The sequence below is a fragment of the Lysobacter firmicutimachus genome, assembly GCF_037027445.1.
GTDB classification, from domain to species: domain Bacteria; phylum Pseudomonadota; class Gammaproteobacteria; order Xanthomonadales; family Xanthomonadaceae; genus Lysobacter; species Lysobacter firmicutimachus.
In genome coordinates this window covers 4,347,888-4,368,358 of record NZ_JBANDL010000002.1, presented here as the reverse complement: position 1 = coordinate 4,368,358, position 20,471 = coordinate 4,347,888, and the positions used below count along the sequence as shown (strand labels likewise).

Below are 20,471 nucleotides of genomic sequence, written 5' to 3'. Positions count from 1 at the left end.
CCGACAGGAGCGATACGCCATGGACCCGCATCTCCCGACCGTCCCGGCCGCCGCGCGCCTGCGTACCTGGGCCCTGCTCGGCGGGCTGGCCTTGGCCGCCGCCTGCACCCGCGAGGCGGCCCCTGCCGCAGTGGCCGCCGCGCCGGCGACTGCTCCCAGCGCGGCGCCGGCCGAGCCGGCGCAAACGCCGGTGTCCGGCCCGGCGATCGACGTGCGCGGCGAGCTCCCCGGGCTGCGCCTGGAAGCCTTGAGCGCGCTGCCCAGTCCCGGCGAGGCGGCGTTGCCCAGCGAAGACGACCCGACCCGCTGCGGCCCCGAGTCGATTTCGAAGGAAGGCGGTCTTGCCCGCGACGCCGGTTGGGCCGTGTTCGCCGAAGAAGACTGGAACGGCTACCGGGTGGTCGGCATCTCGCATCCGGCGGTGATGTTGGCCGGCATCGGCTGTACGTTCCCCGGCGGTCGGGTGCTGTTCTTCCGCGACGGCCGGCCGGTGGCGCAATTGTTCGATCCCAAGGCGGACGCCAGCGAAGCCGACAGCGGCCTGCAAGGGCTGTGGAATCCGGGCCAGGGCAAGAACCCGGCGATGGAGGGCGCGGCCGCGGAACTGCGCGTCGGCGACGGGCGCACCGCGCGTGCGCGGGTGCTGGCCCGCGGGCAGGCGCTGGAGCTGGCGGCGCTGCCGGCGCTGGACCGTTACTGCGGGGGCGAGGCGGAGGTGCCGCGGATCGAGCGGCTGGAGCTGCCGAAGGCGCGCGAACTCCTGTTCGCCCAGGGCTGGCGCGGCGATCCGCCCGAGCGCGAGGACGGGTTGGAAAACTTCCTCGGCGGCATGATCCGGGCTTACCCCGAAGTCGAGGATTGCGCCGGCACGGGCATGGGCTACTGCCGCTTCGCCTATCGCAACGAGGCCGGGCATGCGCTGGCCCTGATCACCGCCGGCGAGTACCAGGCGGCCGAGGACGGCAAGCCGGGCTACGAACCGGCCGCGGTCGGTTACGAGGTGACTTGCGCCGCCGACGGTCCGGCCGCCGGCGCCGACTGAGCCTGAACGGGTGTCCGGCCGGAGGCCGGCCGGCCCGGCAAACTGAGGCGCCGTTCACGGTTCATCCGCGCGCAGGCATCGGCGCGCGGCTTGACTTACTATCGGCATCTCAGCGAAGCACACCATGCGCCGTGCGGCCCCGCCCACCGGCGCCGGGGCGCCGCGCTGCGGCCCGGTCGCAGCGTCGCTACTTTCCCACCGAGTAACGGTCTTGATGTCCGATGCCTGCACGTCCGACTACAAGCAGCGCCCGCCCGCGGCGTTCGCGGGGTCGCGCGTGAGCCGCTGGACGGTGCTGGCGGCGTTGGGGGCGACGGCTTTGGCCTTGGCCCTGGTGTATGCGCGCCGTCCGGTGGAGGCGCCGGCGGCGGCCGCGCCGAACCTGATCCTGCCGACCAAGGCGCGGGTCGCGCGCGGCGACGTGGCGCGCGACGATGCCGTGGCCGCGATCGCGCCGCGGGCCGCGCCGGTCGGCGCGGCGTCGCCGTCGCCGCTGCGGGTCCAGTTCGAGCAGGCGCCGGACCTGTTCGCCTATGCCCAATCGATCCGTTCGCGCGCCGAGGCCGGCGAGCCGGAGGCGATCTGGCTGCTGAGCCGGGTCTACGACTATTGCGCGAACTACTCCAGCGCGCCGGTCGACTACGCCGCCGATACCCGCGCGATCGAAGCCATGAAGCTGCGCACCTCGGCGGCGATGGCCGGTGCGCGGCAGCGGGTCAGCGACCGTTGCGCGCGCTTCGCGCCGGAAGACGGGCTCAATTATCAGCTGGTGTTCCTCAAGCGGGTCGAAGCGGCCCAGGCCGGCAGCCTGCCCGCCGAGGCCTCGCTGCTGGCCAGCGGCAAGCCGCTGGAGAAGACCGAGGAATACCGGGCCAATCTGGTCGACCGGGTGCTGCGTTCGAAGGACCCGGAGGCCTATTCGGCGCTGGCGCCCGGCATGGGCATCGTGTCGTCGGGCCGGCGCAGCGGGTCTTCGCGCCTGGCCGGCACCCAATTCGCGGAACTGGCCTGGCAGCTGGCGGCGTGCCAGCTCGGCCAGGATTGCAGTTCGAACGGCTCGTTGATGACTTCGTATTGCGCCAATGGCGGCATCTGCTCGCAGGATCCGACCCAGGATTTCGCGGGCTTCGTATACGACGCGGCGATCCCGCGTCAGGGGGCGGAAGTGGTGGATGAAATGGTCGAGTCGCTGGTCGGCGAAAAGAGGACAGCGCAATGAATCGCAAGCACTTCGTAACTACGGCCAAGATCGGTTTCTGGGCGCTGCTGCTCAGCGCGTACTCGGTCGGCGCCGCCGGCGTGATGATCGACGTGTTCGCCGACGACTACCGCGACCTGTCGCGGGTCGCGGTGACGTCGGTCGACTCCAAGAGCGAGTTGCGTTCGCTCAGCGCGGCGCAGATCGCGGCGGTGTACCGCGCCCAGAGCGGCGCGCCGTTCTCGTCGCTGCCGCCGGGCAGCACCTTCAAGGTGGTCTGGCCGGACGGCTCCAGCGAGTACGTCATGGTGGTCAGCTCGTCTTCGAGCGGCGGCGTGCGGCCGATTCCGGGCACCCAGGTGCCGGCCGGCGGCAAGGGCGGCGACAAGCAGGCGCCGAAGCGGGTGCTGCCGTCGACCGATCTCACCGAGGCCGACATCGAAGGCATGGCGGCGTGGGTCGAGCCGGTGCCGCGATGAATCGGCGTCGGGACGCGCACGGTCGCTGACGCGGCCGCGCCCGGCCTGCGAAAACGCAAACGGCCCGCGTCCTGCGACGCGGGCCGTGCCTTTCCGGCGCCGTGGCGACCGCGGCTCAGACGATCGAGATCGTCTTTTCCTTCTGTTCCTTGAGCCGCTTTTCCAGGTAGTGGATGTTCATGCCGCCCTGCTGGAAGCCGGCATCGGACAGGATGCGCTGCTGCAGCGGGATGTTGGTCTTGATGCCGTCGACGACCATCTCGCTGAGCGCCACGCGCATGCGCGCGATCGCGGTCTCGCGGTCGGGGCCGTGCACGATCAGCTTGCCGATCATCGAGTCGTAGTTCGGCGGCACCCGGTAGCCCTCGTAGATGTGGCTGTCCACGCGCACGCCCGGGCCGCCCGGGGCGTGGAAATGCTGGATCAGGCCGGGGCAGGGCATGAAGGTTTCCGGGTCTTCGGCGTTGATCCGGCATTCGATGGCATGGCCTTCCAGCACCACGTCTTCCTGCTTGATCGACAGCTTGCGGCCGGCGGCGATCATCAGCTGCTCGCGCACCAGGTCGATGCCGGTGACCAGTTCGGTGACCGGATGCTCGACCTGGATGCGGGTGTTCATTTCGATGAAGTAGAAGCGGCCGTTCTCGTACAGGAACTCGAACGTGCCGGCGCCGCGGTAGCCGATGCGGATGCAGGCCTCGACGCAGACCCGGCCGATCTCGGCCCGCTGCTCGGCGCTGATGCCCGGCGCCGGCGCTTCCTCGACCACCTTCTGATGGCGGCGCTGCATCGAGCAGTCGCGTTCGCCGAGGTGGATGGCGTTGCCCTGGCCGTCGGCGAGCACCTGGATCTCGACGTGGCGCGGGTTCTCCAGGAACTTCTCCATGTACACCATGTCGTTGCCGAACGCGGCCTTGGCTTCGGACTTGGTGGTCTGGATCGCGGCGTTGAGATGGGCTTCGGTGTGGACCACGCGCATGCCGCGGCCGCCGCCGCCGCCGGCGGCCTTGACGATGATCGGGTAGCCGATCTCGCGCGCGATCTTGATGTTGGCGGCGTTGTCGTCGCCGAGCGGGCCGCCGCTGCCGGGCACGCAGGGCACGCCGGCCTCCTTCATCGCCCGGATCGCCTCGACCTTGTCGCCCATCAGGCGGATGGTCTCGGCGCGCGGGCCGATGAAGACGAAGCCGGACTGTTCGACGCGCTCGGCGAAGTCGGCGTTCTCGCTGAGGAAGCCGTAGCCGGGATGGATCGCCTGGGCGTCGGTGACCTCGGCCGCGGCGATGATCGAGGCCATGTTGAGGTAGCTCTCCGACGACGGCGCCGGCCCGATGCAGACCGATTCGTCGGCCATGGCGACGTGCTTGAGGTTGCGGTCGACGGTGGAATGCACCGCGACCGTGCGGATGCCGAGGGCGTGGCACGCGCGCAGGATGCGCAGCGCGATTTCGCCGCGGTTGGCGATGACGACTTTATCTAGCATGGGATTCGGGATTGGGAATTTGGGATTCGTAAGCCGCGGAGGGCTCGCGGATCGTGCGTGGGCCGGAGTCGAGCGTTCTGATCAGGGCGTTCAGACGGGCGAAGGTACGGTCGAGCAACTGAGCGAGCAGCGGATCGGGCGCGACGAAATCCAGGCGTTCGGCGATTTGCAGCTGCGTGTCCAACTCGGCCAGCGAGCCGCGGGCGATCGACAGGAAACGCAAGTACTCCTGGGTCGATCGACGCGCGGCGCCTTCGGCGATGTTCGAAGGCACGCTGACGGCGGTGCGTCGCAGTTGCGCAGTCAGACCGAACCGCTCGGAATCGGGAAGCGCGTCGGAGTGGCGATAGACCCCTTCGACCAACGCCATCGCATCGCGCCATACCTCCAGGCGCTCGTGCGGCCGCTGCTTGTCCGAATCCCGAATCACGAATCCCCAATCCCGTCGTAATCGGCTCAGCCGATTACGAACAGAGGCTGATCGAACTCGATCGGCTGGCCGCTTTCGGCCAGGATCTTGAGCACGGTGCCGGAGACGTCGGCTTCGATCGGGTTGAACATCTTCATCGCTTCGATGATCGCCAGGGTGTCGCCGGCCTTGACCGTCTGGCCGACGCTGACGAAGGCGGGCTTGTCCGGAGCCGGCGAGGTGTAGAAGGTGCCGACCATCGGCGCGCGCACGACGTGGCCGTCGGGCAGGTCGCTGCCGACCGCCTTGGCGCTGCCGCCGGTGGCCGCTTCGGTCGGCGAGTGCATCGGCATCGGCGCGGCCGGGCGCTCCGGGGGCGGGGCGTAGACGGCCTGCACCGGCGCGGCGGCCGGGTAGCCGCCCTTCGGGGCGCGGGCCAGGCGGACCGATTCTTCGCCTTCCTTGATCTCGATCTCGGCGAGGTTGGATTCCTCGAGCAGGTCGATCAGTTTCTTGATTTTGCGCAGGTCCATGGAGCGGGCCTCAAGTGGGATTCGTCGGGCGGGCCGCACGGGCGCGGCCCGGTTGGATTCAGGATGCCAGCCGCTTGATGGCAGCTTCGAGCGCGTAGCGGTAACTGTCGGCGCCGAAACCGCAGATCACGCCGACGGCGAGATCGCTGACGTAGCTGTGGCGGCGGAACGGCTCGCGGGCGTGCGGGTTGGACAGGTGGACCTCGATGAACGGGATCGCCACCGCGGCCAGGGCGTCGCGGATCGCCACGCTGGTGTGGGTGAAGGCGGCCGGATTGATCAGGATCAGCGCGGTGCCGTCGCCGCGAGCGGCCTGGATGCGCTCGACCAGGGCGTGCTCGGCATTGGACTGCAGGCTGTCCAGGCGGTGCCCGGCCGCTTCGGCGCGCTGGCGCAGGTCGGCGTCGATCTCGGCCAGGGTGGTGCGGCCGTAGACCTCGGGCTCGCGCGTGCCGAGCAGGTTCAGGTTGGGGCCGTGCAACACCAGGAGCTGGGCCATCGGACCGGGGCGGGTAGCCTTCGAAGGGCGGCAGTGTGCGTCACCAGTGCGCAGCTGTCCAGAAGTTGCCCGCCAAATCGACGAAGTTGTGGCGTTTTAAGCAGTTGTTTGAGTGCCTGCTCTAGACCGTATCCGGGCGCTTGGCAAGTACCGGAACGGCGGGACGCGACCGTTTTCCGCTGCGATCGTGGCGGCCGCTGCAATCGCGCACTGCGAGCGGGGTCACGTATCGTTTCGGCGACGTTCGCCGCCGTTGGCGGCCAGCCGCCCTAGTCGACCCAGCCTTCGATCTCGCCGTCGGCGAACGGGCCGATGCGTTGCTTGAGCAGTGTGCCGTCTGCGCCGATCAATACCGTGTACGGCAGCACGCCTTTGGGGTTGCCCCATCGCACCCCGGCGTCGCGCGGCCCCGGGGCGTCGAGCAGGATCGGATAGCCGACCGGCACCCGCTGCAGGAAGGCGGCGACCGAATCGCGGTCGTCCAGGGCGATGCCGATCACTTGCACGCCGCTGCCGTCCTGGCTGCGCGCGTAGCGGTCCAGTTCCGGCATTTCCTTGATGCAGGGCCCGCACCAGCTGGCCCATAGATTGACCAGCAAGGGCCGGCCGGCATACGCCTGCGGCAGCGACAGCGGGCGGCCGTCGAGGCCGGGCAGGGTCAGGCTCGGCACCGCGGCGCCGCGCTGGGCCACGGCCAGGCCGGCCGGCGGCTTGGGCGCGTCCTTCGCGTACCAGGCCTGCAGCGCGCGCTGGCCGAGTTCGGTGCGGGTCAGCAGGCCGCCGCCGCCGACCCACTGGCCGGCGAGCAGGCCGATGCCGCCGGCGAGCACGGCCACGGCGACGATCTTGAGGCTGGACGGGATCGCCATCGGCGCGGCCTCAGGGCCCAGACGCGCGCGTGGCGCGTTCGGCGAAGGCCGGTGCCTTCTCGAAGCCGAACAGGCGCAGCTCGCGGCGTTCCGCGCCGGCGACGAAGTACAGCGTCGCCGGCGGGCCGATGATGCCCAGGCGCTGCATCAGCGCCTGATCGAGCTCGTCGTTGGCGGTCACGTCGGCCTTGAGCAGGACGAAGCCGTCCAGGGCCCGATGCACCTGCGGTTCGGGGAAGGTGTACTTCTCCATCTCTTTGCAGGCCACGCACCAGTCGGCGTAGAAGTCGAGCATCAGCGGCTTGCCGGCGGCCTGGGCGGCGGCGATCTCGCGGTCGAGATCGGCGCTGGACTTGATCTTGCGGAACGGCAGCTCGGCCGGATGCGCGGCACCGCCGCGCAGGCCGGCCAGCGGGCGCAGCGGGTCGTTGCCGCCGGCCAGGGCGCCGAGCACCTGCGCCGCGCCGGCCAAGCCGAGCAGCAGCGCGGCCAGCCAGGCCAAGGCGCGCAGGCCGTTGGTCTGGCTGCGGCCGCCGCCCGACAGCGCGATCAGCACCGCCGCGCCGAGCAGCAGCGCGCCCCACAGGCCCAGGGTCAGCGCGCCGGGCAGGATGCGCGACAGCATCCACACCGCCATGCCCACGAACACCAGGCCGAACGCGCGCTGCACCGCGACCATCCACGGCCCGCTGGTCGGCAGGCCGCGGCCGGCGGCGACGCCGAATGCGATCAAGGGCGCGCCCATGCCCATCGCCAGCGCGAACAGCGCCGCGCCGCCGAACAGCGGATCGCGGGTCTGGCCGATGTACAGCACCGCCGCGGCCAGCGGCGGGGCGACGCAGGGGCCGACGATCAGCGCCGACAGCGCGCCCATCACCGCCACGCCCAGCCAGGAACCGCCGCGCTGGCGGTTGCTGATCTCGCCCAGACGGTTGCGCAGCGCCGCCGGCAGCTGCAGTTCGTACAGGCCGAAGCTGGACAGGGCCAGGGCCAGGAACAGCAGGGCGAACAGCACGATCACCCACGGCGTCTGGAAGGCGATCTGCAGGTTGCCGCCGACCAGGCCGGCGATCACTCCGGCGATGGTGAACACCACCGCGTTGGCGAGCACATAGACCAGCGACAGGGCGAAGGCGCGGCGCGCGCCCAGGCCCGGGCCCTGGCCGACGATCAGGCCGGACAGGATCGGCACCATCGGCAGCACGCAGGGAGTGAAGGCGAGCAGCAGGCCGAAGCCGAAGAAGGTCAGCAACGCCCAGTAGCGGTTGGGGCCCTTGAGCGAGGCGGCGAGCAGGCTGTCTTCGGCCTGCGGCGCGGCGGCGTCGGCGCTCGGCGGCGCGGTTGCGGCGCGTGCTGCGCCGGCGTTGGCGGTGCCCGCGCCGGCTGCCGGCGGTGCCGGCGCAGCCGCATCGTGGGCGGCCGGCACGGCCGCAGGCGCCGCAGCGCCGCCGGCAACAGTGGCGGCGGCGGCCGATGCCGGGTCCGGCGCGGCGGTTTTCGCGTCCGCCGGCCGCGTCGCCGCGGCCGTGGCTGCGGTGCCGGCGGCGGCCCCGGCGATGCTGCCGCGGGGCAGATCGAGCGCGATCTTGCGGGTCATCGGCGGGTAGCAGATGCCGTCGGTCTGGCAGCCCTGGAAGCCGACGGTGAGGGCCAGCCTGGCCGCATCGACGGTCTTGCGCAGCAGCGGCAAGGGCACGTCGATCTGGTCGAAGAACACCGTGACCTGGCCGAAGTGTTCGTCGCGATGGGCGACGCCGCGCGGCCATTGCGGCTTGCCGGCGGCGATGTCGGCGCGGTCGGTCTTGAGCGAGGTCTTGTCGCGGTACAGGTAATAGCCGCGCGCCGGGGTGAAGCGCAGCAGCAGGCTGTCGCCGTCCTGGGCGATGGCTTCGACGCCGAAGGCCTGTTCCGGAGGCAGCGGCAGGGCATCGGTGGCGCCGGCGGCGTTGCTCGGCGCGCCCAGCGCGGGCGCGCCGAGCAAGGGGTTGGACGCGGCGCCGCCGCGCACGCCGAAGCCGGCCAGCGGCGCGGCCGCGGGCGCCGGATCGACCGCGGCGGCGGCGGCGGCCGGCAGCGCCACGGCGACGGTGCGGGTCTGCGGCGGATAGCAGATGCCGGCATCGGCGCAGCCCTGGTACTTGATCGTCAGCTTGACGCTGCCGGCCTGGGCCTGCCCGGGCAGGGACGCGACCACCCGCTCGCGATAGGTCTCGACGTCGCCGAAGAACTCGTCCTTGTAGGCCTTGCCCTTGGGCAGTTGCAGCGGCTGCGCGGCGAAGCCGGCGTCGGCCTTGACCGAGATCCGGTGCTTGTAGAGGTAGTAGCCCTTGGCGATCTTCCAGTCGATCGCGATGCGGTCGGCGGAGGCGGCCTGGGCACCGAGCACGAAGGCTTCGTCGACCGGCAGCAGGTCCTGCTCGTTCACCGCCAGGGCGGGAGCGCTGCCCAGGGCGGCGAAGGCGGCGAACGCGAAAGCCGCGGCGGCGTGCAGGCGCCGGCGGCGGAACGGATGGTCGGTCATCGGTCGGGGGTCTGCTCGTTCACCCATAAGCCGTAAGGGCGGTAGTGGTCGCGCGGTTCGACCACGAGAACCTCCGGCAGTTCATACGGATGCAGTTCGATCAGGCGTTCGATCAGGGCCGGATAGACCGCGACCCGGGTCTTGATCAGCAACTGCACTTCGTCGGCCTGCTCGATCTCGCCCTGCCAGCGGTAGGTCGAGCGCGCGCCGGGCAGGCGGGTGACGCAAGCGGCCAAGCGTTCCTCGACCAGGGTCTGGGCGATGGCGTCGGCGCTGGCCTGGTCGGGGCAGGTGCTGAGCACCAGCACGGGCGGAGTGGGGGTCGGCATCGGCCAAGTGTAAGGCCCCGGGCCGGGCCGCCGGCGGCGGCCGCACCGGGCGGCTTTGCCGATCCTGCGCCGTTGCGGGGGCGTATTGCCGTGCGCGGCGGCCGCTGCCGGATCTTCGCGCTGGCCGGTACGCCGGGCCCGGTATAAGACGGGATCGAGGAGACCCGGCCATGCCCGCACCGATCCGCTTCGCGTCCTTCCTGCTGTGCCTGCTGTGTGCGTTCGTCGCGGGCGCGGCCGTGGCCGCGCCTGCGGCGGCCACGGTTTCGCACGGCCGCTTCCAGCGCGCGACAGTGCGGTTGCCGGCCGGCGAAGTGCGGCGGGTGGTGCTGTGGTTCGCCGGCGACGGCGATGCGCGCGCGCGGCGGGCGCGCCTGGAGGCGTTGGCCGGCGACGGTGCCCTGGTCGCGCAGATCGATCTGCGCGCGCTGCAGGCGGCCTTGCGCCGCGACGGCGGCGACTGCGCGTTCTCCGCCGGCGACGTGGAAAACTTCTCGCGTTTCCTGCAGGCCTATTACCGCTTGCCGACTTACCGCCTGCCGCTGTTGCTCGGTGACGGCGAAGGGGCGGCGTGGGCGTATGCGATCGCCGCCCAGGGCCATGCCGGTTTGTTCGCGGGCGCCGTGTCCGAAGGTTTCTGCCCCAGCATCGCGCCGGCGCGCGCGCTGTGCGCGGGCGGCGCGCTGCGGCTGCGCGCCGAAGGCGCGTACGCACGCCTGCAAGCGGCGCCGCTGAGCCTGCCGTGGCTGGTCGCGGCCGACCCGGCGCAGGCGCGGGCCTGTACGGCCGACGAAGTCGAGCGTTTCGTCGCTGCGGTGCCGCAGGCGCGGCGTTTCGCCCGCAGCGCGCGCGGCGACGCCACCCCGGGGCTGCGCGCGGCGTTGATCGCGCTGGGCGCACAGCGCCATGTCAGCCTGCCGCCGCCGCCGCCCGACCTGCACGGCCTGCCGCTGGTCGAAGCCGCGGCCGCGGCCGGCGGCAACGCCGACAGCTTCGCGATCTTCGTTTCCGGCGACGGCGGCTGGGCCGATTTCGACCGCAGCGTCGCCGCGAGGCTGGGCCGCGCCGGCGTGCCCACGGTCGGAGTCGATTCGCTGCGCTATTTCTGGACCCCGCGCACGCCGCAGAGCTTCGCCGCCGACCTCGAGCGCATCGTGCGCTACTACCGCGCGCAGTGGCGTCGGCCGCGCGTGCTGCTGATCGGTTTCTCGCAAGGCGCCGACGTGCTGCCGGCGGCCTATAACCGCCTCGCGCCGGACGTGCGCGCCGCCGTGCGCGGCACGGCGCTGATCTCGCCCGGGCAGAAGGCCGAGTACGAATTCCACCTCAGCAATTGGATCGGCGGCAGCGACCGCGGTCTGCCGATCGCGCCGGAAGTCGCGCGCATGCCGGCGGCGCGCACCTTGTGCCTGTACGGTCGCGACGACGGCGACGCGCTGTGTCCGCGCTTGCCGGCGCAAGCGGCGCAGCGCGCCGCGCTGCCGGGCGACCACCACCTCGGCGGCGATTACGACGGCGTCGCCGCGCGGGTGTTGTCGGCGGCGGGCATCGCCGCGCCGGCCGCGTCCGCCGCGCCCTGAGGCGGCGCGCCCAGCGGCAGTCGCGCAGGCCGGCGTTCGTCGTCGCGGCGCGGATCGAGCGAGATCAATCGGGTCACGTCGAGCAAGGCCGCCGGCAGATGCATGCCGCCCGGCGCGGCGAGATAGCGGGTGCGCCAGATCGGGTCGAACTTGGCCTTGAACCGGCGCAGGCCGGTGAAGCCGTAGAAGCGCTCGCCGTGGCGGGCGACCAGGTTGGCGAAGCGGTTCCAGCGTCCGGCCAGGCGATGTTGCGGCAAGCCCGACAGCGGCGCCATGCCGAGGCAGAAGCGCTCGAAGCCTTGTTCCCGGCCCCACAGCATCAGTTCGGCGAACAGGAAATCCATGCAGCCCTTGGGCGCGTCGGCGGCGTGGCGCATCAGGTCCACCGACAGCTCGCGGCCGTTGGTCGCGGTCCACAGATTGGCGAAGGCCACCGCGCGGCCTTCGCATTCCACCACCGCCAACGGCAGCCGGCGCAGATAGGCCGGGTCGAAATGGCCGAGCGAGAAGCCTTTCTCTTCGCCGGCCTTGTGCTCCAGCCAGTCGTCGGAGATGCGTTGCAAGACCGGCAGCCACGGCTCGACCTGCTCGGCCGGGACGATGCGCAGCGACAGCCCGGCGCGCTTGCCGCGGTTCCAGGCCTGGCGCAGTTCGGCGCGCTGCGCGCCCTGCAGGCCGAAGTCGCGCAGCGGCACCAGCGCCTCTTCGCCGAGCTTGACCAGGCTCAGGCCGAGGTCGAGATAGGTCTGCCAGTGCTGTTCGCCGACCTGATAGAACACCGGCCGCACGCCGAGCCGGTCGGCTTCTTCGCGAAAACGCCAGATCAGCGCGCGTGCGACGTCGGGCGGACCGACCGGGTCGCCCATCGCCACCAGCGAACCGCCGTAGCGCTGCATCATGGCGAAGCCGCGTTGCGCTTCGTCGAGCAGCAAGGCCTTGTCGCCGAGCAGGGCCAGATGCGCCTGACTGTCGTCGGCCCCGGCGAGGATCGGCCGGATCGCCGCCAGCTGCGCTTCGTCGGCCGCCGGCAGCGGCGCGCGGGTCGCGTGCAGCAGGCGCGCCAGGCCGAACGCGATCACCGCCACGCTGACCAGCAGCATCGCCCGCAACGCGCGCGGGGCATTGCCGGAGATCAGGAACTCCCACCACAGCTCGTTGCGGTACTCGACGTGGCTGTAGGCGAAGAACAGCAGCCAGAACGCGGCGACCAGGACCAGGCCGAGATTGCGCAACCACGGCCACGACCAGGCCTCGTCGAGCAGCGCGCCCTCGCGGTAGAACTCGCGCCGCGCCGCCCACAGCGCCAGCGCGACCAGCGGCGGCGCCAGCGCCAGCGCCAGGTGGCCGCCGCGCAGCCACGACGGCAGCGGCATCAGCACGCAGACCGCCAGGGCCAGCGCCCAGGCGGCATGGCTGCGTCGCTGCAGGCCTTGGCCGATCAACAGCAGGCCCACGCCGCCGAGGCTGGCGAGCAGCTGCGAGGTTTCCACCAGCGGCAGCGGCGCGCCGCTGAGGCGATGGCGCGGCTTGGGCAGGGTGCCGTCGAGGATCAGCGCGGCGCCGAGCACGAACGCGGCCAGCGCGATCAGATGCGGCAGCCAGGGCCGGATCGCCAGCCACAGGCTGCGCGCCGCGCCGGCGCGGCGCGCGACCGGTCCGCGCAAGGCGCCGACCGCGCCGAGCAGGGTCGCCAGCGCCAGCGGCAGGGCGTAGTAAGTGATGCGGTAGACCAGCGCCGCGGCGAGCAGACTGGCCGGGGCGACGCCGGGCAGCAACTTGAGCAGGCTCCATTCGAATACGCCGATCCCGGCCGGCACGCTCGACACCAGGCCGGCGACCACCGCGACCAGATACAGGCCGACGAAGCCGAGGAAGCCGAACCAACCGCCCCCGGCCTGCGGCAGCGCCGGCGCCAGCAACACGTACAGGGCGCCGCCGGCGAGCATCAGTTCGACCACGCTCAGCGCCGACACCCGCAGCACGGTATTGCGATCGGGCAGCCACAGCGCATGGCCGCGCAGGCTCAGCTTGCGGCCGTGGCGCCCAGCCAGCGCCAGCAGGGCGAGAAAGCCCAGCGCCAGCGCCGCGCCGAGCGCGCGGATCGCCGCTTCGCTCAGCGGCAGCAACGCGGCGGCCGGCGCCGGCTCGAGCGACAGCGCGCCGGCCAGCAACAGCCAGGCGCCGAACACGAAACCCAGGGTGCTCATCAACACCACCTGGCCGATGTCGGCCAGCGACAAGCCGGCCGCACCGTAGCCGCGCAGGCGCACGGCGCCGCCGGTCAGCGCGGCGAAGCCCAGGGTGTGGCCGACCGCGTTGGCGAGAAACGCGGTGACCACCAGGCGCAACGGTTTGACCCGGCCGGCGCTGCGGCGCAGGCCGATCGCGTCGAAGCCGACCAGGCAGGCGTAACTGGCCAGGCCCAGCAGCAGCGCGGCGGCCACGCGCGCGTCGTCGATCCGGGCCACGGCGTGGCGGATCGCACGATAGCCCTGGGCACTGAACTCGCCGGCCAGGGCATGCAGGGCCAGGGCCAGGATCGCCAGGCTCGCCAGCATCGACAGGGCGCGGCGCCAGGCGGGCGCGGGCGGAGCGGCGGCGGATTCGTCGGAAACGGGCATCGTGGGCGCAGCGAAGGAGGGATGAGCCGGGTCGCCAGCTTTGGCCCGCCGGCGCGAAAAGCGCATGAGGGCCGGGCCGCCGGCGCGGTGGCGGGACGGCGCTTGGAGCGTTGCCGCGCGCGCTTGGTTCCGCGCCGCGCGCCGCCGCTCAGCGGTCGCCGGCGATGACCCGGTCCCAGCGCGCCGGCTGGCCGATGGTCTGTTCGACGAAATCGATGAAGGCCTCGACCTTGCGCGGCCGGTACTCGCGGCTCGGGTACACCGCGTAGATGCCGATCGGCCGCAGGCTCCAGTCCGGCAGCACCTCGACCAAGCGGCCGTCGGCGAGTTCGTCGGCCACCGCGAAAGTCGCGGTCTGCAGGATGCCTTCGCCGCGCAGCGCGGCCTCGACCAGGGGCACGCCGTAGTTGGCCTTGAGCCGGCCGCGCACCGGCACCCGCAGCGGTTCGCCCGCGCGCTGGAACTCCCAGGCCGGCGTATCGCGGAACAGGGTGTAGTGCAGGCAGTCGTGCTCGATCAGCGCGCCCGGCGCGGCCGGCGCGCCGCGCCGCTGCAGGTAGGACGGGGCGGCCACCAGGATGCGCCGGGTCTGGGCGATGCGCCGCGCGACCAGGCGCGAATCGTCGAGCGCGCCGATCCGGATCGCGGCGTCGAAGCCTTCGCCGATCAGATCGACGAAGCGGTCGTCGAACTGCAGGTCGAGTTCGATCTGCGGCCAGCGGCGCAGGAACTCGCCGACGTGCGGGGTCACGTACAGGCGGCCGAAGTTCATCGGCAACGACACCCGCAATTGGCCGCGCGCCTGCGCCGACAGGTCGTGCACGCGCTCGCCGGCGGCGAGGATCTGCGCCAGCGCCGGCGCGACCTGCGCGTAGTAGTGGCGGCCCGACTCGGTCAGGCTCAGCCGGCGGGTCGAACGATTGAGCAGCTTGACCCCGAGCCGGGCTTCGAGCGCGGCCAGACGCCGGGTCACGGCGCCCGGCGTCAGCTGCAACTGGCGCGCCGCGGCGGAGAAGCTGCCGTGGCGGAGGATGGCCTCGAACGCCTCGAGTTCGGAATACAGGCCGCCGACCATTGTTGAGCAATTCTCAAAGATGAGTTGTTGCGACGATCCTATATCGGCGCATGCCGCAACAATAGCCTGTCCATCCCCGGCGCCGCCGCGCCGCTCCCCCTGGAGTACCCGATGGACGCTTTCCAACTGCAAGGCCACGATCTCGCCAGCCTGCGCCGGGTCGCGCTGCCCGAGCCCCGGCCCGGCCCCGGCGAGGTGCGCATCCGCGTCGCCGCGGCCTCGGTCAACTACCGCGACTACGCCCTGGCCAGCGGTCGCTACCAGCCGGAGTTGCCGCGTCCGTTCGTGCCGCTGTCCGACGGCGTCGGCCGGATCGACGCCGTCGGCGCCGGCGTGCACGACTTCGCCGTGGGCGAGCGCGTGCTCGGCCACTACACCACGCGCTGGATCGCGGGGCCGTTCAAATCGGAAAACCACCTCAGCAAGCTCGGCGGCCCGCTCGACGGCTGGTTGGCGCAGTGGGTCGTGTTGCCGGCCGCGGCGGTGGTGCGCGCGCCGGATTTCCTCGACGATGCGGCGGCCTCGACCCTGCCGGTGTCGGGACTGACCGCGTGGAGCGCCTTGCGCAAGCTCGAACTCGCGCCCGGCGCCAGCGTGCTGGTGCAGGGCAGCGGCAGCGTGTCGCTGATGGCCTTGCAGTTGGCCGCGGCGCGCGGCCTGGACGTGATCGCCACCACCGGCGACGCGGCCAAGGCCGAGCGCCTGCGCGCGCTCGGCGCGCGCGAGGTGATCGATTACCGCACCCGCCCCGACCTGGCTGCGGCGGTGCGCGAGGCCACCGCCGGCCGCGGCGTCGACGGCATCGTCGACGTGGTCGGCGGCGCTTCGTTCGCCGGCCTGCTGCACGCCGCCGCCGACAACGCTCACATCGCGGTGATCGGTTTCCTGCAGGGCACGCGCGTGGACGGCGAGCTGATCGGCCCGATCATGGCCCGCCAGCTCAACATCCACGGCGTCAGCGTCGGCAGCCGGCGCGACTTCGAAGCCTTCCTGGCCGAAGTCGAACGCGCGCGCATCCAGCCGGTGGTCGGCGAGCGCTACGGCTTCGAACGCGGCGCCGAAGCGATCGCGGCGATGGCCGGCGCGCGCGGCTTCGGCAAGCCGGTGGTGCTGTTCGACGCCGCCGCCTGAGCCGCGCTCAGGCCGTGGCCGGTTCCTTGGCGGCGTCGGTCACGCCCTTGATCGCCTTGACCACGGCCTTGGCCTCGCCGGCCTGCAGCGCGATCGCCAGCGTCACCACGGCCGCGGCGATGCGCAGCCCGCGCTTGATCTGGGCGATGTCGTCCAGCGCGTCGCGCGCCGAATCGACCGCCTCGGTCAGCTCGGCCTTGGCCTGTGCGGCGCCCTTGCCGAGCAACTGGATGCCGTGGTTGCGGAACAGCACCACGAACGCGTCCAGGTAGTCCTCGGAGCGTTCCAGGGCGCGCGCCTGCTCCGGTTCGAGATCGCGGGTGACGCGCAGTTCGAGAATGCGCGCCGACACCTGGGCGAAGGAGTCGGCGATCGCGTAGGCCTCCTGGGCCTGGATGTTCGCGCTTTCGGTGGGCATGGCGGTCTCCGGGTCGCTCAGAACGCGTCGCGCAGCTGCTTGCGCAGCGCGGCGACTTCCTTGGCGTAATCGTTGAGTTGCTTGGCCAGTTCGGCGTCGTCGAGTTTGTCCAGCTTGCGCCGCAGTTCGGCATGGCTGGTCTTGAGCCGGTTGGCGGCCTTGAGGAACTGGTCGATCGAGGCCTGGCGCGCCTCGACCTGGCGGGTTTCGGTCAGCAGCGCGGCCTTGGCCGCGTTGGCCGCCAGCGGTTCGGTCTTGGCCGCGCGTTCGATCGACAGCCGCAACGGGCCCATGCTGCGCAGTTCGTCGCGCAGGTAGCCGCGGTAGTTGAGATCGGCATAGGCCTTGAGCGTATCGACCACCACGAACACCGCGTCCTGATGGTCGAGCAACTCGCGGATGTGCTTGCGCTGCTGGCGCTGGGTGGCGACCCGGGCCAGGAAATCGCCGAGCGCGATCACCGAATCGAGCTGGGCCTTTTCCAGCATCGGCGTGCTGCCGTCGTCGCGGGTCAGCTTGGCCAGGCTGCCCTTAAGCGTGCCGAAGTCCTCGCTGTAGGACGGCAGCTTCTTGTCGCTGAGCGCGGCCAGGGTATCGGCGTACTGGCTCAACAAATCGTTGAGCGCGGCGATGGTGCCGTTGGCCTCGGCGATGCTGGCGCAGCGCTCCTTGGCCTGGACTTCGACCTGCGCCGGATCGAAGCTGGGCGAGGCGATCAGTTTCTTGCGGGTGTAGTTGTCGACGCAGCTCTGCACCGAGCCGGCCATCATCGGCGCGAACGCGGCCGCGAGCTTCTTGGTCTGGTCGGAGTACTTCCCCACCGCGGAGAAGTTGGCGCAAGCGGCTGCGGCCAGGCACAGCGCGAGCACGGCCGGCAGGCGCAGCCGCGCGATCGAGGTCCTTCTCATGCTTCCCCCTGTTCTCGGCGCCGGTTGCGGCCGGGCGGCGCAACGGCCGGCGCCGATTGCCTGGAACAACGCGATGGCGCGATGAAACAGGACAACGGGACCATGCGAGAAAACGGACGCCCGCAGCGAGCGGGCGTCCGTGGCGTGCCTTCCTGTGATGCTTGCTTCGGCCGCTTCGACCCGATTACGGAATCAGCTGGCAGCTCGCCGGCTTGGTCGAGGTGAACAACGACGCCGTCGCCCACTCCGGATGGTCGATGAAGGGGTTGCGGTTGCCCTGGAAGCTGTAGATCACTTCGTTGCGCGCCTTCTCGGCCGCGGTCGGCGGATCGGCCTGGTGCCACTGCAGCAGGGTGGTCAGCAGGCCCATGTAGGCCGGCGAGGACGAGGTGATGACGATCTTGCTGCGGTCGTCGGTCAGCTCCAGGTCCGGCTCGGCCTGGCCGCTGTTCGGATCGGTGTCGCCTTCGTAGCGGATCGCCATGTACAGGATCGCGCGTGCCATGTCGCCCTTGCGCTGGCCCCAGACTTCGAACGAGCCGGCGTTGCCGTCCGGGGTCTTGAACCAGTTCGAGTTGCCCGGGTACACGCCGCTGCCGCCGCCGCTGCCGTTGTTGGCCTCGGTGACGCGCTCGCCGCAGCCGCCGGACAGCGAGCAGTTGGCATAGGGCTTGTTGCCGCGGTCGGCGTTATAGGCCGAATCGGTCAGGTACAGCATGTGGGTGTCGGTGTACGGCGCGTTCGGCAGGCCGAGATTGCCGGTGGTCGAGCCGAAGCCCAGCGAGTTCGGCCAGGTGTGTTCGCGGTTGTACTTCAGGCCGCTGCCGCTGCCGGCGCGATCGGTGACCTTGACGAAGCTGCGGTTGCGGTAGGCGTCGAGGATGCGGCCGGCGTTGTTCGGATCTTCGTCGGCGATCTCGAGGATGCTCCAGGTGTTGGTGGTGCCGCCGCTGTACGGGTAGACGGTATGGCCCTTGATGGTCTCGTGCAGCGAGCAGCGCAGCTGGCTGGGGCTGCTGGTGTTGACGTGGGCGTAGTAGCCGCCGGTGCCGCCGCCGCTGGCGACGTTGAAGTTGACCACGGTATTGGCGGCCGGACTGGCGCCGCCGGCGTCGGTCACCTTGCTGGCCACCACGGTGAAGGTGCAGGCCTCGCCGGCGTACAGGGCGGTGCCGGTCGAGGCGGCGATCGCGGTGCCGCTGGACGGATAGGTCAGCGCGACCGTGCCCGAGCTGGCGCACTGCAGGGTCAGCGCGCCCGCGGCCAGGCTGACCGCTTCGCTGAAGTTGGCGATCAGGTCGCCGGCGGCGGGGAAGTTGCTGGCGCCGTTGGCGGGCGTGGTCGAGGTCACGCTCGGCGGCGTGTTCGGGTTCGAGCCGGTGAAGCTCTGGCCGTTGTTGCAGGCGCCGAAGGTCTGGGTGGCCGAGTTCTGCCAGGCGAACTGCGAATACGCGCTGCCGCTGCCGGACAGTTGCAGCGAGGTGCCGGCCGCGGTCGAGCCCGATTCGGACACCGGCAGGTTGCTGCTGGTCTTGCCGGCGGCCGGGCCGTTGCTGGCGGTGATCGAGCCCTCGTAGCTGAGGAACTGGACCACGTTGCCGCTGCCGTCGACCAGGGCGAAGCCGTCGTTGGGGCCGTTCTGGATGCCGTTGGTGGGGTAGCTGAGGGTGGCGATGCGCACGCTGCCGCCGCAGCTGACCACGCTGCCGGCCGGCACCAGGTCGTTGTCGTAGGTGGTCGCCGCCGACGGCGAGCTGCCGTTGTACAGGTAGATGCGGTAGTTGCTGAGCGTCTCGCCGGCCGTGGCCACGACCTCGATGCGCTCGCCGACGTCGCCGGACGAAGTGGCGTCGTCGTAATGGAATTCGTTGATGAACACCGCGGCCGGGGCCACGGACGGGATCAGTGCGGCGAGCGCCAGCGCCAGCGGCGCGCGGCGGCGCCAGGACGAAACAACGGAACGGCCACGAACGGACTTCGACATCGAACGGCTCCTTGTGATGGCGACGCGCACGCATGACGGTGGGCGCAGTCGGAAAGCGCCTCCCCCAGGCGCATCCGGTCGAGTCTAGTCGGGGTTTGTGACAGCGCCTGCTGCGCTGCGTCACGCTTTGCGGGCGCGGAGGCGGTCACGTTTCGCGCGCGCCTGCGCCGGCTCATCCGGTTGCGCGCTTGGACACCGCCGAGCGCGCGCGGCCGGTGCGCAATTCGGCCAACTGCTCGGCGACTTCGACCAGCGGCGCCCGGCTGCGGGTGGGCGCTTCGCGGAAGGCCAGGATCAGGCGCAGCTCCAACGGGTCGTCGATCAGCAGGGCCTCGGCGGCGGCGACCGAGTCCATCGCGGTGTCGGCGGAGAGATTCATCTTGCCGCGGCCGGTGGCCAGCCACTCGAACTGCACCCCGGTCACCAGCGCCAGCTCGCGCAGGTGGGCCATGCTCGGAAACTTGCCCTGCGCCGATTCCCAATGACCGACCGCGCTGCGCTGCACGCCGACGGCGGCGGCGAGCGCGGCCTGCGACAGGCCGGCGTGGCGGCGGGCGAGACGGATGCGCTGCTGCGGGGTCATCGGCTCATCTCCGGTATCGGGTGGTCGCTGAGTGCATTGTGCTACCGATCTTCACCTGGTGACCGATAGACGCCATAGCTGGTGCACTAGCGGTCTCTGGCTTGCCACGTCTTTCATGCAAAAACAACGGCTTATGGCGCTTGTTGCCCGTTGGTGCTACCGATAGTAGCGGCATTCGCGACCTCGCCGGCTGGCAACCGTTACACGGACTTCGCAAGATCGGCACTACGCCGATAGGGACTTCGGCAAGACACGAGGTCGGTTCGGGGGAAGGGCGCCGGATAGCGCCATGCAGAGGACAGGCCGTCTCCGTACCAAAGAGCGCGTTCCACGGGACGCGCTCTTTTCTTTTGCGCGCGGCGCCGGCCCGCACAGGCGGGTCGCTCAATCGAGCGGGCGCAGTTGCTCGGACAGCGAACGGGTCTTGTCGGTGACCACGTCGCCGGTGTGCAGGGTGGTCTTGCGCTCGATCAGCAGCAGGTGGCATTCCTCCTCGGCGATCGGGTTGTGGCGCACGCCCTTGGGCACGACGAACATCTCGCCCTCGCCGAGTTCGACCCGGCGGTCCTCCAGTTCGATCACCAAGCGGCCCTTGAGCACGAAGAACAGCTCGTCTTCATGCTCGTGGCTGTGCCAGGCCAGGGTGCCGTGCACGCGCGCGACCTTGACGTAAGCGTCGTCGACTTCGGCGACGACGCGCGGCGACCACAGTTCGGCCAGCGAGGCGGCGATGCGGGCGGGGGAGGTGGCGGTCATGAGGGGTCCTGGCGATGGGCTGGGCGCGCGACGGCGGTATCCGCACTACGTTA

18 protein-coding genes and 1 pseudogene are annotated in these 20,471 nt (G+C 71.2%); 5 read left to right on the top strand and 14 right to left on the bottom strand.

The features are described from left to right. Window positions 1–19 precede the first annotated feature (19 nt). From V2J18_RS18850 to V2J18_RS18840, 3 genes and pseudogenes are all read left to right on the top strand, one after another. The gene (locus V2J18_RS18850; RefSeq protein ID WP_336132577.1) at window positions 20–1,042 is read left to right on the top strand and encodes a hypothetical protein; all 1,023 of its coding nucleotides are present in this window, start codon (window positions 20–22) and stop codon (window positions 1,040–1,042) included. Window positions 1,043–1,256: 214 nt separating this feature from the next. Next, window positions 1,257–2,261 carry a hypothetical protein gene (locus V2J18_RS18845; protein ID WP_336132576.1) on the top strand — a complete coding sequence of 335 codons (1,005 nt, stop codon included), beginning with the start codon at window positions 1,257–1,259 and terminating at the stop codon, window positions 2,259–2,261. After that, window positions 2,258–2,608 (top strand): annotated as a pseudogene (locus tag V2J18_RS18840) (hypothetical protein); the annotation flags it as partial. The gene V2J18_RS18845 and the pseudogene V2J18_RS18840, both read left to right, overlap by 4 nt. 226 nt (window positions 2,609–2,834) lie before the next feature. Here the strand turns inward: V2J18_RS18840 and accC are convergent. From accC to cutA, 7 genes are all read right to left on the bottom strand, one after another. Continuing rightward, complete coding sequence (accC, locus tag V2J18_RS18835; RefSeq protein ID WP_064746090.1) at window positions 2,835–4,202, bottom strand: acetyl-CoA carboxylase biotin carboxylase subunit; 1,368 nt, start codon at window positions 4,200–4,202, stop codon at window positions 2,835–2,837. After that, window positions 4,192–4,632 (bottom strand): four helix bundle protein, encoded by a 441-nt coding sequence (locus V2J18_RS18830; protein ID WP_064746091.1) that lies wholly within the window; start codon window positions 4,630–4,632, stop codon window positions 4,192–4,194. The genes accC and V2J18_RS18830 overlap by 11 nt, the downstream gene beginning before the upstream one ends. Before the next feature lie 26 nt (window positions 4,633–4,658). After that, complete coding sequence (gene accB / locus V2J18_RS18825) at window positions 4,659–5,144, bottom strand: acetyl-CoA carboxylase biotin carboxyl carrier protein (protein WP_064746092.1); 486 nt, start codon at window positions 5,142–5,144, stop codon at window positions 4,659–4,661. Window positions 5,145–5,202: 58 nt separating this feature from the next. After that, window positions 5,203–5,643, bottom strand: a complete 441-nt coding sequence (gene aroQ, locus V2J18_RS18820) for a type II 3-dehydroquinate dehydratase (protein WP_064746093.1) — start codon at window positions 5,641–5,643, stop codon at window positions 5,203–5,205. A 269-nt stretch (window positions 5,644–5,912) separates the two neighbouring features. Further along, window positions 5,913–6,512, bottom strand: coding sequence for a TlpA family protein disulfide reductase (locus V2J18_RS18815; RefSeq protein WP_075574922.1), 600 nt, complete (start codon window positions 6,510–6,512; stop codon window positions 5,913–5,915). 10 nt (window positions 6,513–6,522) lie between these two features. Then, window positions 6,523–9,033, bottom strand: coding sequence for a protein-disulfide reductase DsbD (locus V2J18_RS18810; protein WP_336132575.1), 2,511 nt, complete (start codon window positions 9,031–9,033; stop codon window positions 6,523–6,525). Beyond that, entirely contained in the window at window positions 9,030–9,362 is a 333-nt protein-coding gene (gene cutA / locus V2J18_RS18805; protein WP_064747148.1) for a divalent-cation tolerance protein CutA, read from the bottom strand. The genes V2J18_RS18810 and cutA overlap by 4 nt, the downstream gene beginning before the upstream one ends. A gap of 170 nt (window positions 9,363–9,532) precedes the next feature. On the opposite strand from cutA, the gene V2J18_RS18800 reads away from it, so the two are divergent. Continuing rightward, complete coding sequence (locus V2J18_RS18800; RefSeq protein WP_336132574.1) at window positions 9,533–10,942, top strand: virulence factor family protein; 1,410 nt, start codon at window positions 9,533–9,535, stop codon at window positions 10,940–10,942. On the opposite strand, the gene mprF is transcribed toward V2J18_RS18800, so the two are convergent. Both mprF and V2J18_RS18790 read right to left on the bottom strand, forming a co-directional pair. Beyond that, on the bottom strand, window positions 10,870–13,563 hold the full coding sequence (gene mprF / locus V2J18_RS18795) for a bifunctional lysylphosphatidylglycerol flippase/synthetase MprF (protein WP_079248088.1): 2,694 nt from the start codon (window positions 13,561–13,563) through the stop codon (window positions 10,870–10,872). The genes V2J18_RS18800 and mprF overlap by 73 nt on opposite strands. A gap of 148 nt (window positions 13,564–13,711) precedes the next feature. Beyond that, on the bottom strand, window positions 13,712–14,638 hold the full coding sequence (locus V2J18_RS18790; RefSeq protein ID WP_064747149.1) for a LysR family transcriptional regulator: 927 nt from the start codon (window positions 14,636–14,638) through the stop codon (window positions 13,712–13,714). A 111-nt stretch (window positions 14,639–14,749) separates the two neighbouring features. Between V2J18_RS18790 and V2J18_RS18785 the strand changes: the two genes are divergently transcribed. Further along, entirely contained in the window at window positions 14,750–15,769 is a 1,020-nt protein-coding gene (locus tag V2J18_RS18785; protein WP_336132573.1) for a zinc-dependent alcohol dehydrogenase family protein, read from the top strand. 7 nt (window positions 15,770–15,776) lie between these two features. Here the strand turns inward: V2J18_RS18785 and V2J18_RS18780 are convergent, their stop codons facing one another. From V2J18_RS18780 to V2J18_RS18760, 5 genes are all read right to left on the bottom strand, one after another. After that, complete coding sequence (locus tag V2J18_RS18780) at window positions 15,777–16,187, bottom strand: hypothetical protein (protein ID WP_064747151.1); 411 nt, start codon at window positions 16,185–16,187, stop codon at window positions 15,777–15,779. A gap of 17 nt (window positions 16,188–16,204) precedes the next feature. Further along, window positions 16,205–17,095, bottom strand: coding sequence for a hypothetical protein (locus V2J18_RS18775; RefSeq protein WP_336132572.1), 891 nt, complete (start codon window positions 17,093–17,095; stop codon window positions 16,205–16,207). Window positions 17,096–17,279: 184 nt separating this feature from the next. Beyond that, window positions 17,280–19,079, bottom strand: a complete 1,800-nt coding sequence (locus V2J18_RS18770) for an endonuclease (protein WP_336132571.1) — start codon at window positions 19,077–19,079, stop codon at window positions 17,280–17,282. A gap of 172 nt (window positions 19,080–19,251) precedes the next feature. Further along, window positions 19,252–19,662 (bottom strand): helix-turn-helix domain-containing protein, encoded by a 411-nt coding sequence (locus tag V2J18_RS18765; protein WP_064747154.1) that lies wholly within the window; start codon window positions 19,660–19,662, stop codon window positions 19,252–19,254. 384 nt (window positions 19,663–20,046) lie between these two features. Continuing rightward, window positions 20,047–20,418 (bottom strand): cupin domain-containing protein, encoded by a 372-nt coding sequence (locus V2J18_RS18760; RefSeq protein WP_064747155.1) that lies wholly within the window; start codon window positions 20,416–20,418, stop codon window positions 20,047–20,049. Window positions 20,419–20,471: the final 53 nt, after the last annotated feature.

What these genes read in the sequence shown, in the direction of transcription:
- V2J18_RS18790 (WP_064747149.1), bottom strand. Translation starts at nt 14,638, where the DNA reads ATGGTCGGCGGCCTGTATTCCGAACTCGAGGCGTTCGAGGCCATCCTC.
- V2J18_RS18845 (WP_336132576.1), top strand. Translation starts at nt 1,257, where the DNA reads ATGTCCGATGCCTGCACGTCCGACTACAAGCAGCGCCCGCCCGCGGCG.
- mprF (WP_079248088.1), bottom strand. Translation starts at nt 13,563, where the DNA reads ATGCCCGTTTCCGACGAATCCGCCGCCGCTCCGCCCGCGCCCGCCTGG.
- accB (WP_064746092.1), bottom strand. Translation starts at nt 5,144, where the DNA reads ATGGACCTGCGCAAAATCAAGAAACTGATCGACCTGCTCGAGGAATCC.
- V2J18_RS18810 (WP_336132575.1), bottom strand. Translation starts at nt 9,033, where the DNA reads ATGACCGACCATCCGTTCCGCCGCCGGCGCCTGCACGCCGCCGCGGCT.
- V2J18_RS18775 (WP_336132572.1), bottom strand. Translation starts at nt 17,095, where the DNA reads ATGAGAAGGACCTCGATCGCGCGGCTGCGCCTGCCGGCCGTGCTCGCG.
- V2J18_RS18765 (WP_064747154.1), bottom strand. Translation starts at nt 19,662, where the DNA reads ATGACCCCGCAGCAGCGCATCCGTCTCGCCCGCCGCCACGCCGGCCTG.
- V2J18_RS18770 (WP_336132571.1), bottom strand. Translation starts at nt 19,079, where the DNA reads ATGTCGAAGTCCGTTCGTGGCCGTTCCGTTGTTTCGTCCTGGCGCCGC.
- aroQ (WP_064746093.1), bottom strand. Translation starts at nt 5,643, where the DNA reads ATGGCCCAGCTCCTGGTGTTGCACGGCCCCAACCTGAACCTGCTCGGC.
- V2J18_RS18785 (WP_336132573.1), top strand. Translation starts at nt 14,750, where the DNA reads ATGGACGCTTTCCAACTGCAAGGCCACGATCTCGCCAGCCTGCGCCGG.
- V2J18_RS18800 (WP_336132574.1), top strand. Translation starts at nt 9,533, where the DNA reads ATGCCCGCACCGATCCGCTTCGCGTCCTTCCTGCTGTGCCTGCTGTGT.
- V2J18_RS18760 (WP_064747155.1), bottom strand. Translation starts at nt 20,418, where the DNA reads ATGACCGCCACCTCCCCCGCCCGCATCGCCGCCTCGCTGGCCGAACTG.
- cutA (WP_064747148.1), bottom strand. Translation starts at nt 9,362, where the DNA reads ATGCCGACCCCCACTCCGCCCGTGCTGGTGCTCAGCACCTGCCCCGAC.
- V2J18_RS18815 (WP_075574922.1), bottom strand. Translation starts at nt 6,512, where the DNA reads ATGGCGATCCCGTCCAGCCTCAAGATCGTCGCCGTGGCCGTGCTCGCC.
- accC (WP_064746090.1), bottom strand. Translation starts at nt 4,202, where the DNA reads ATGCTAGATAAAGTCGTCATCGCCAACCGCGGCGAAATCGCGCTGCGC.
- V2J18_RS18850 (WP_336132577.1), top strand. Translation starts at nt 20, where the DNA reads ATGGACCCGCATCTCCCGACCGTCCCGGCCGCCGCGCGCCTGCGTACC.
- V2J18_RS18780 (WP_064747151.1), bottom strand. Translation starts at nt 16,187, where the DNA reads ATGCCCACCGAAAGCGCGAACATCCAGGCCCAGGAGGCCTACGCGATC.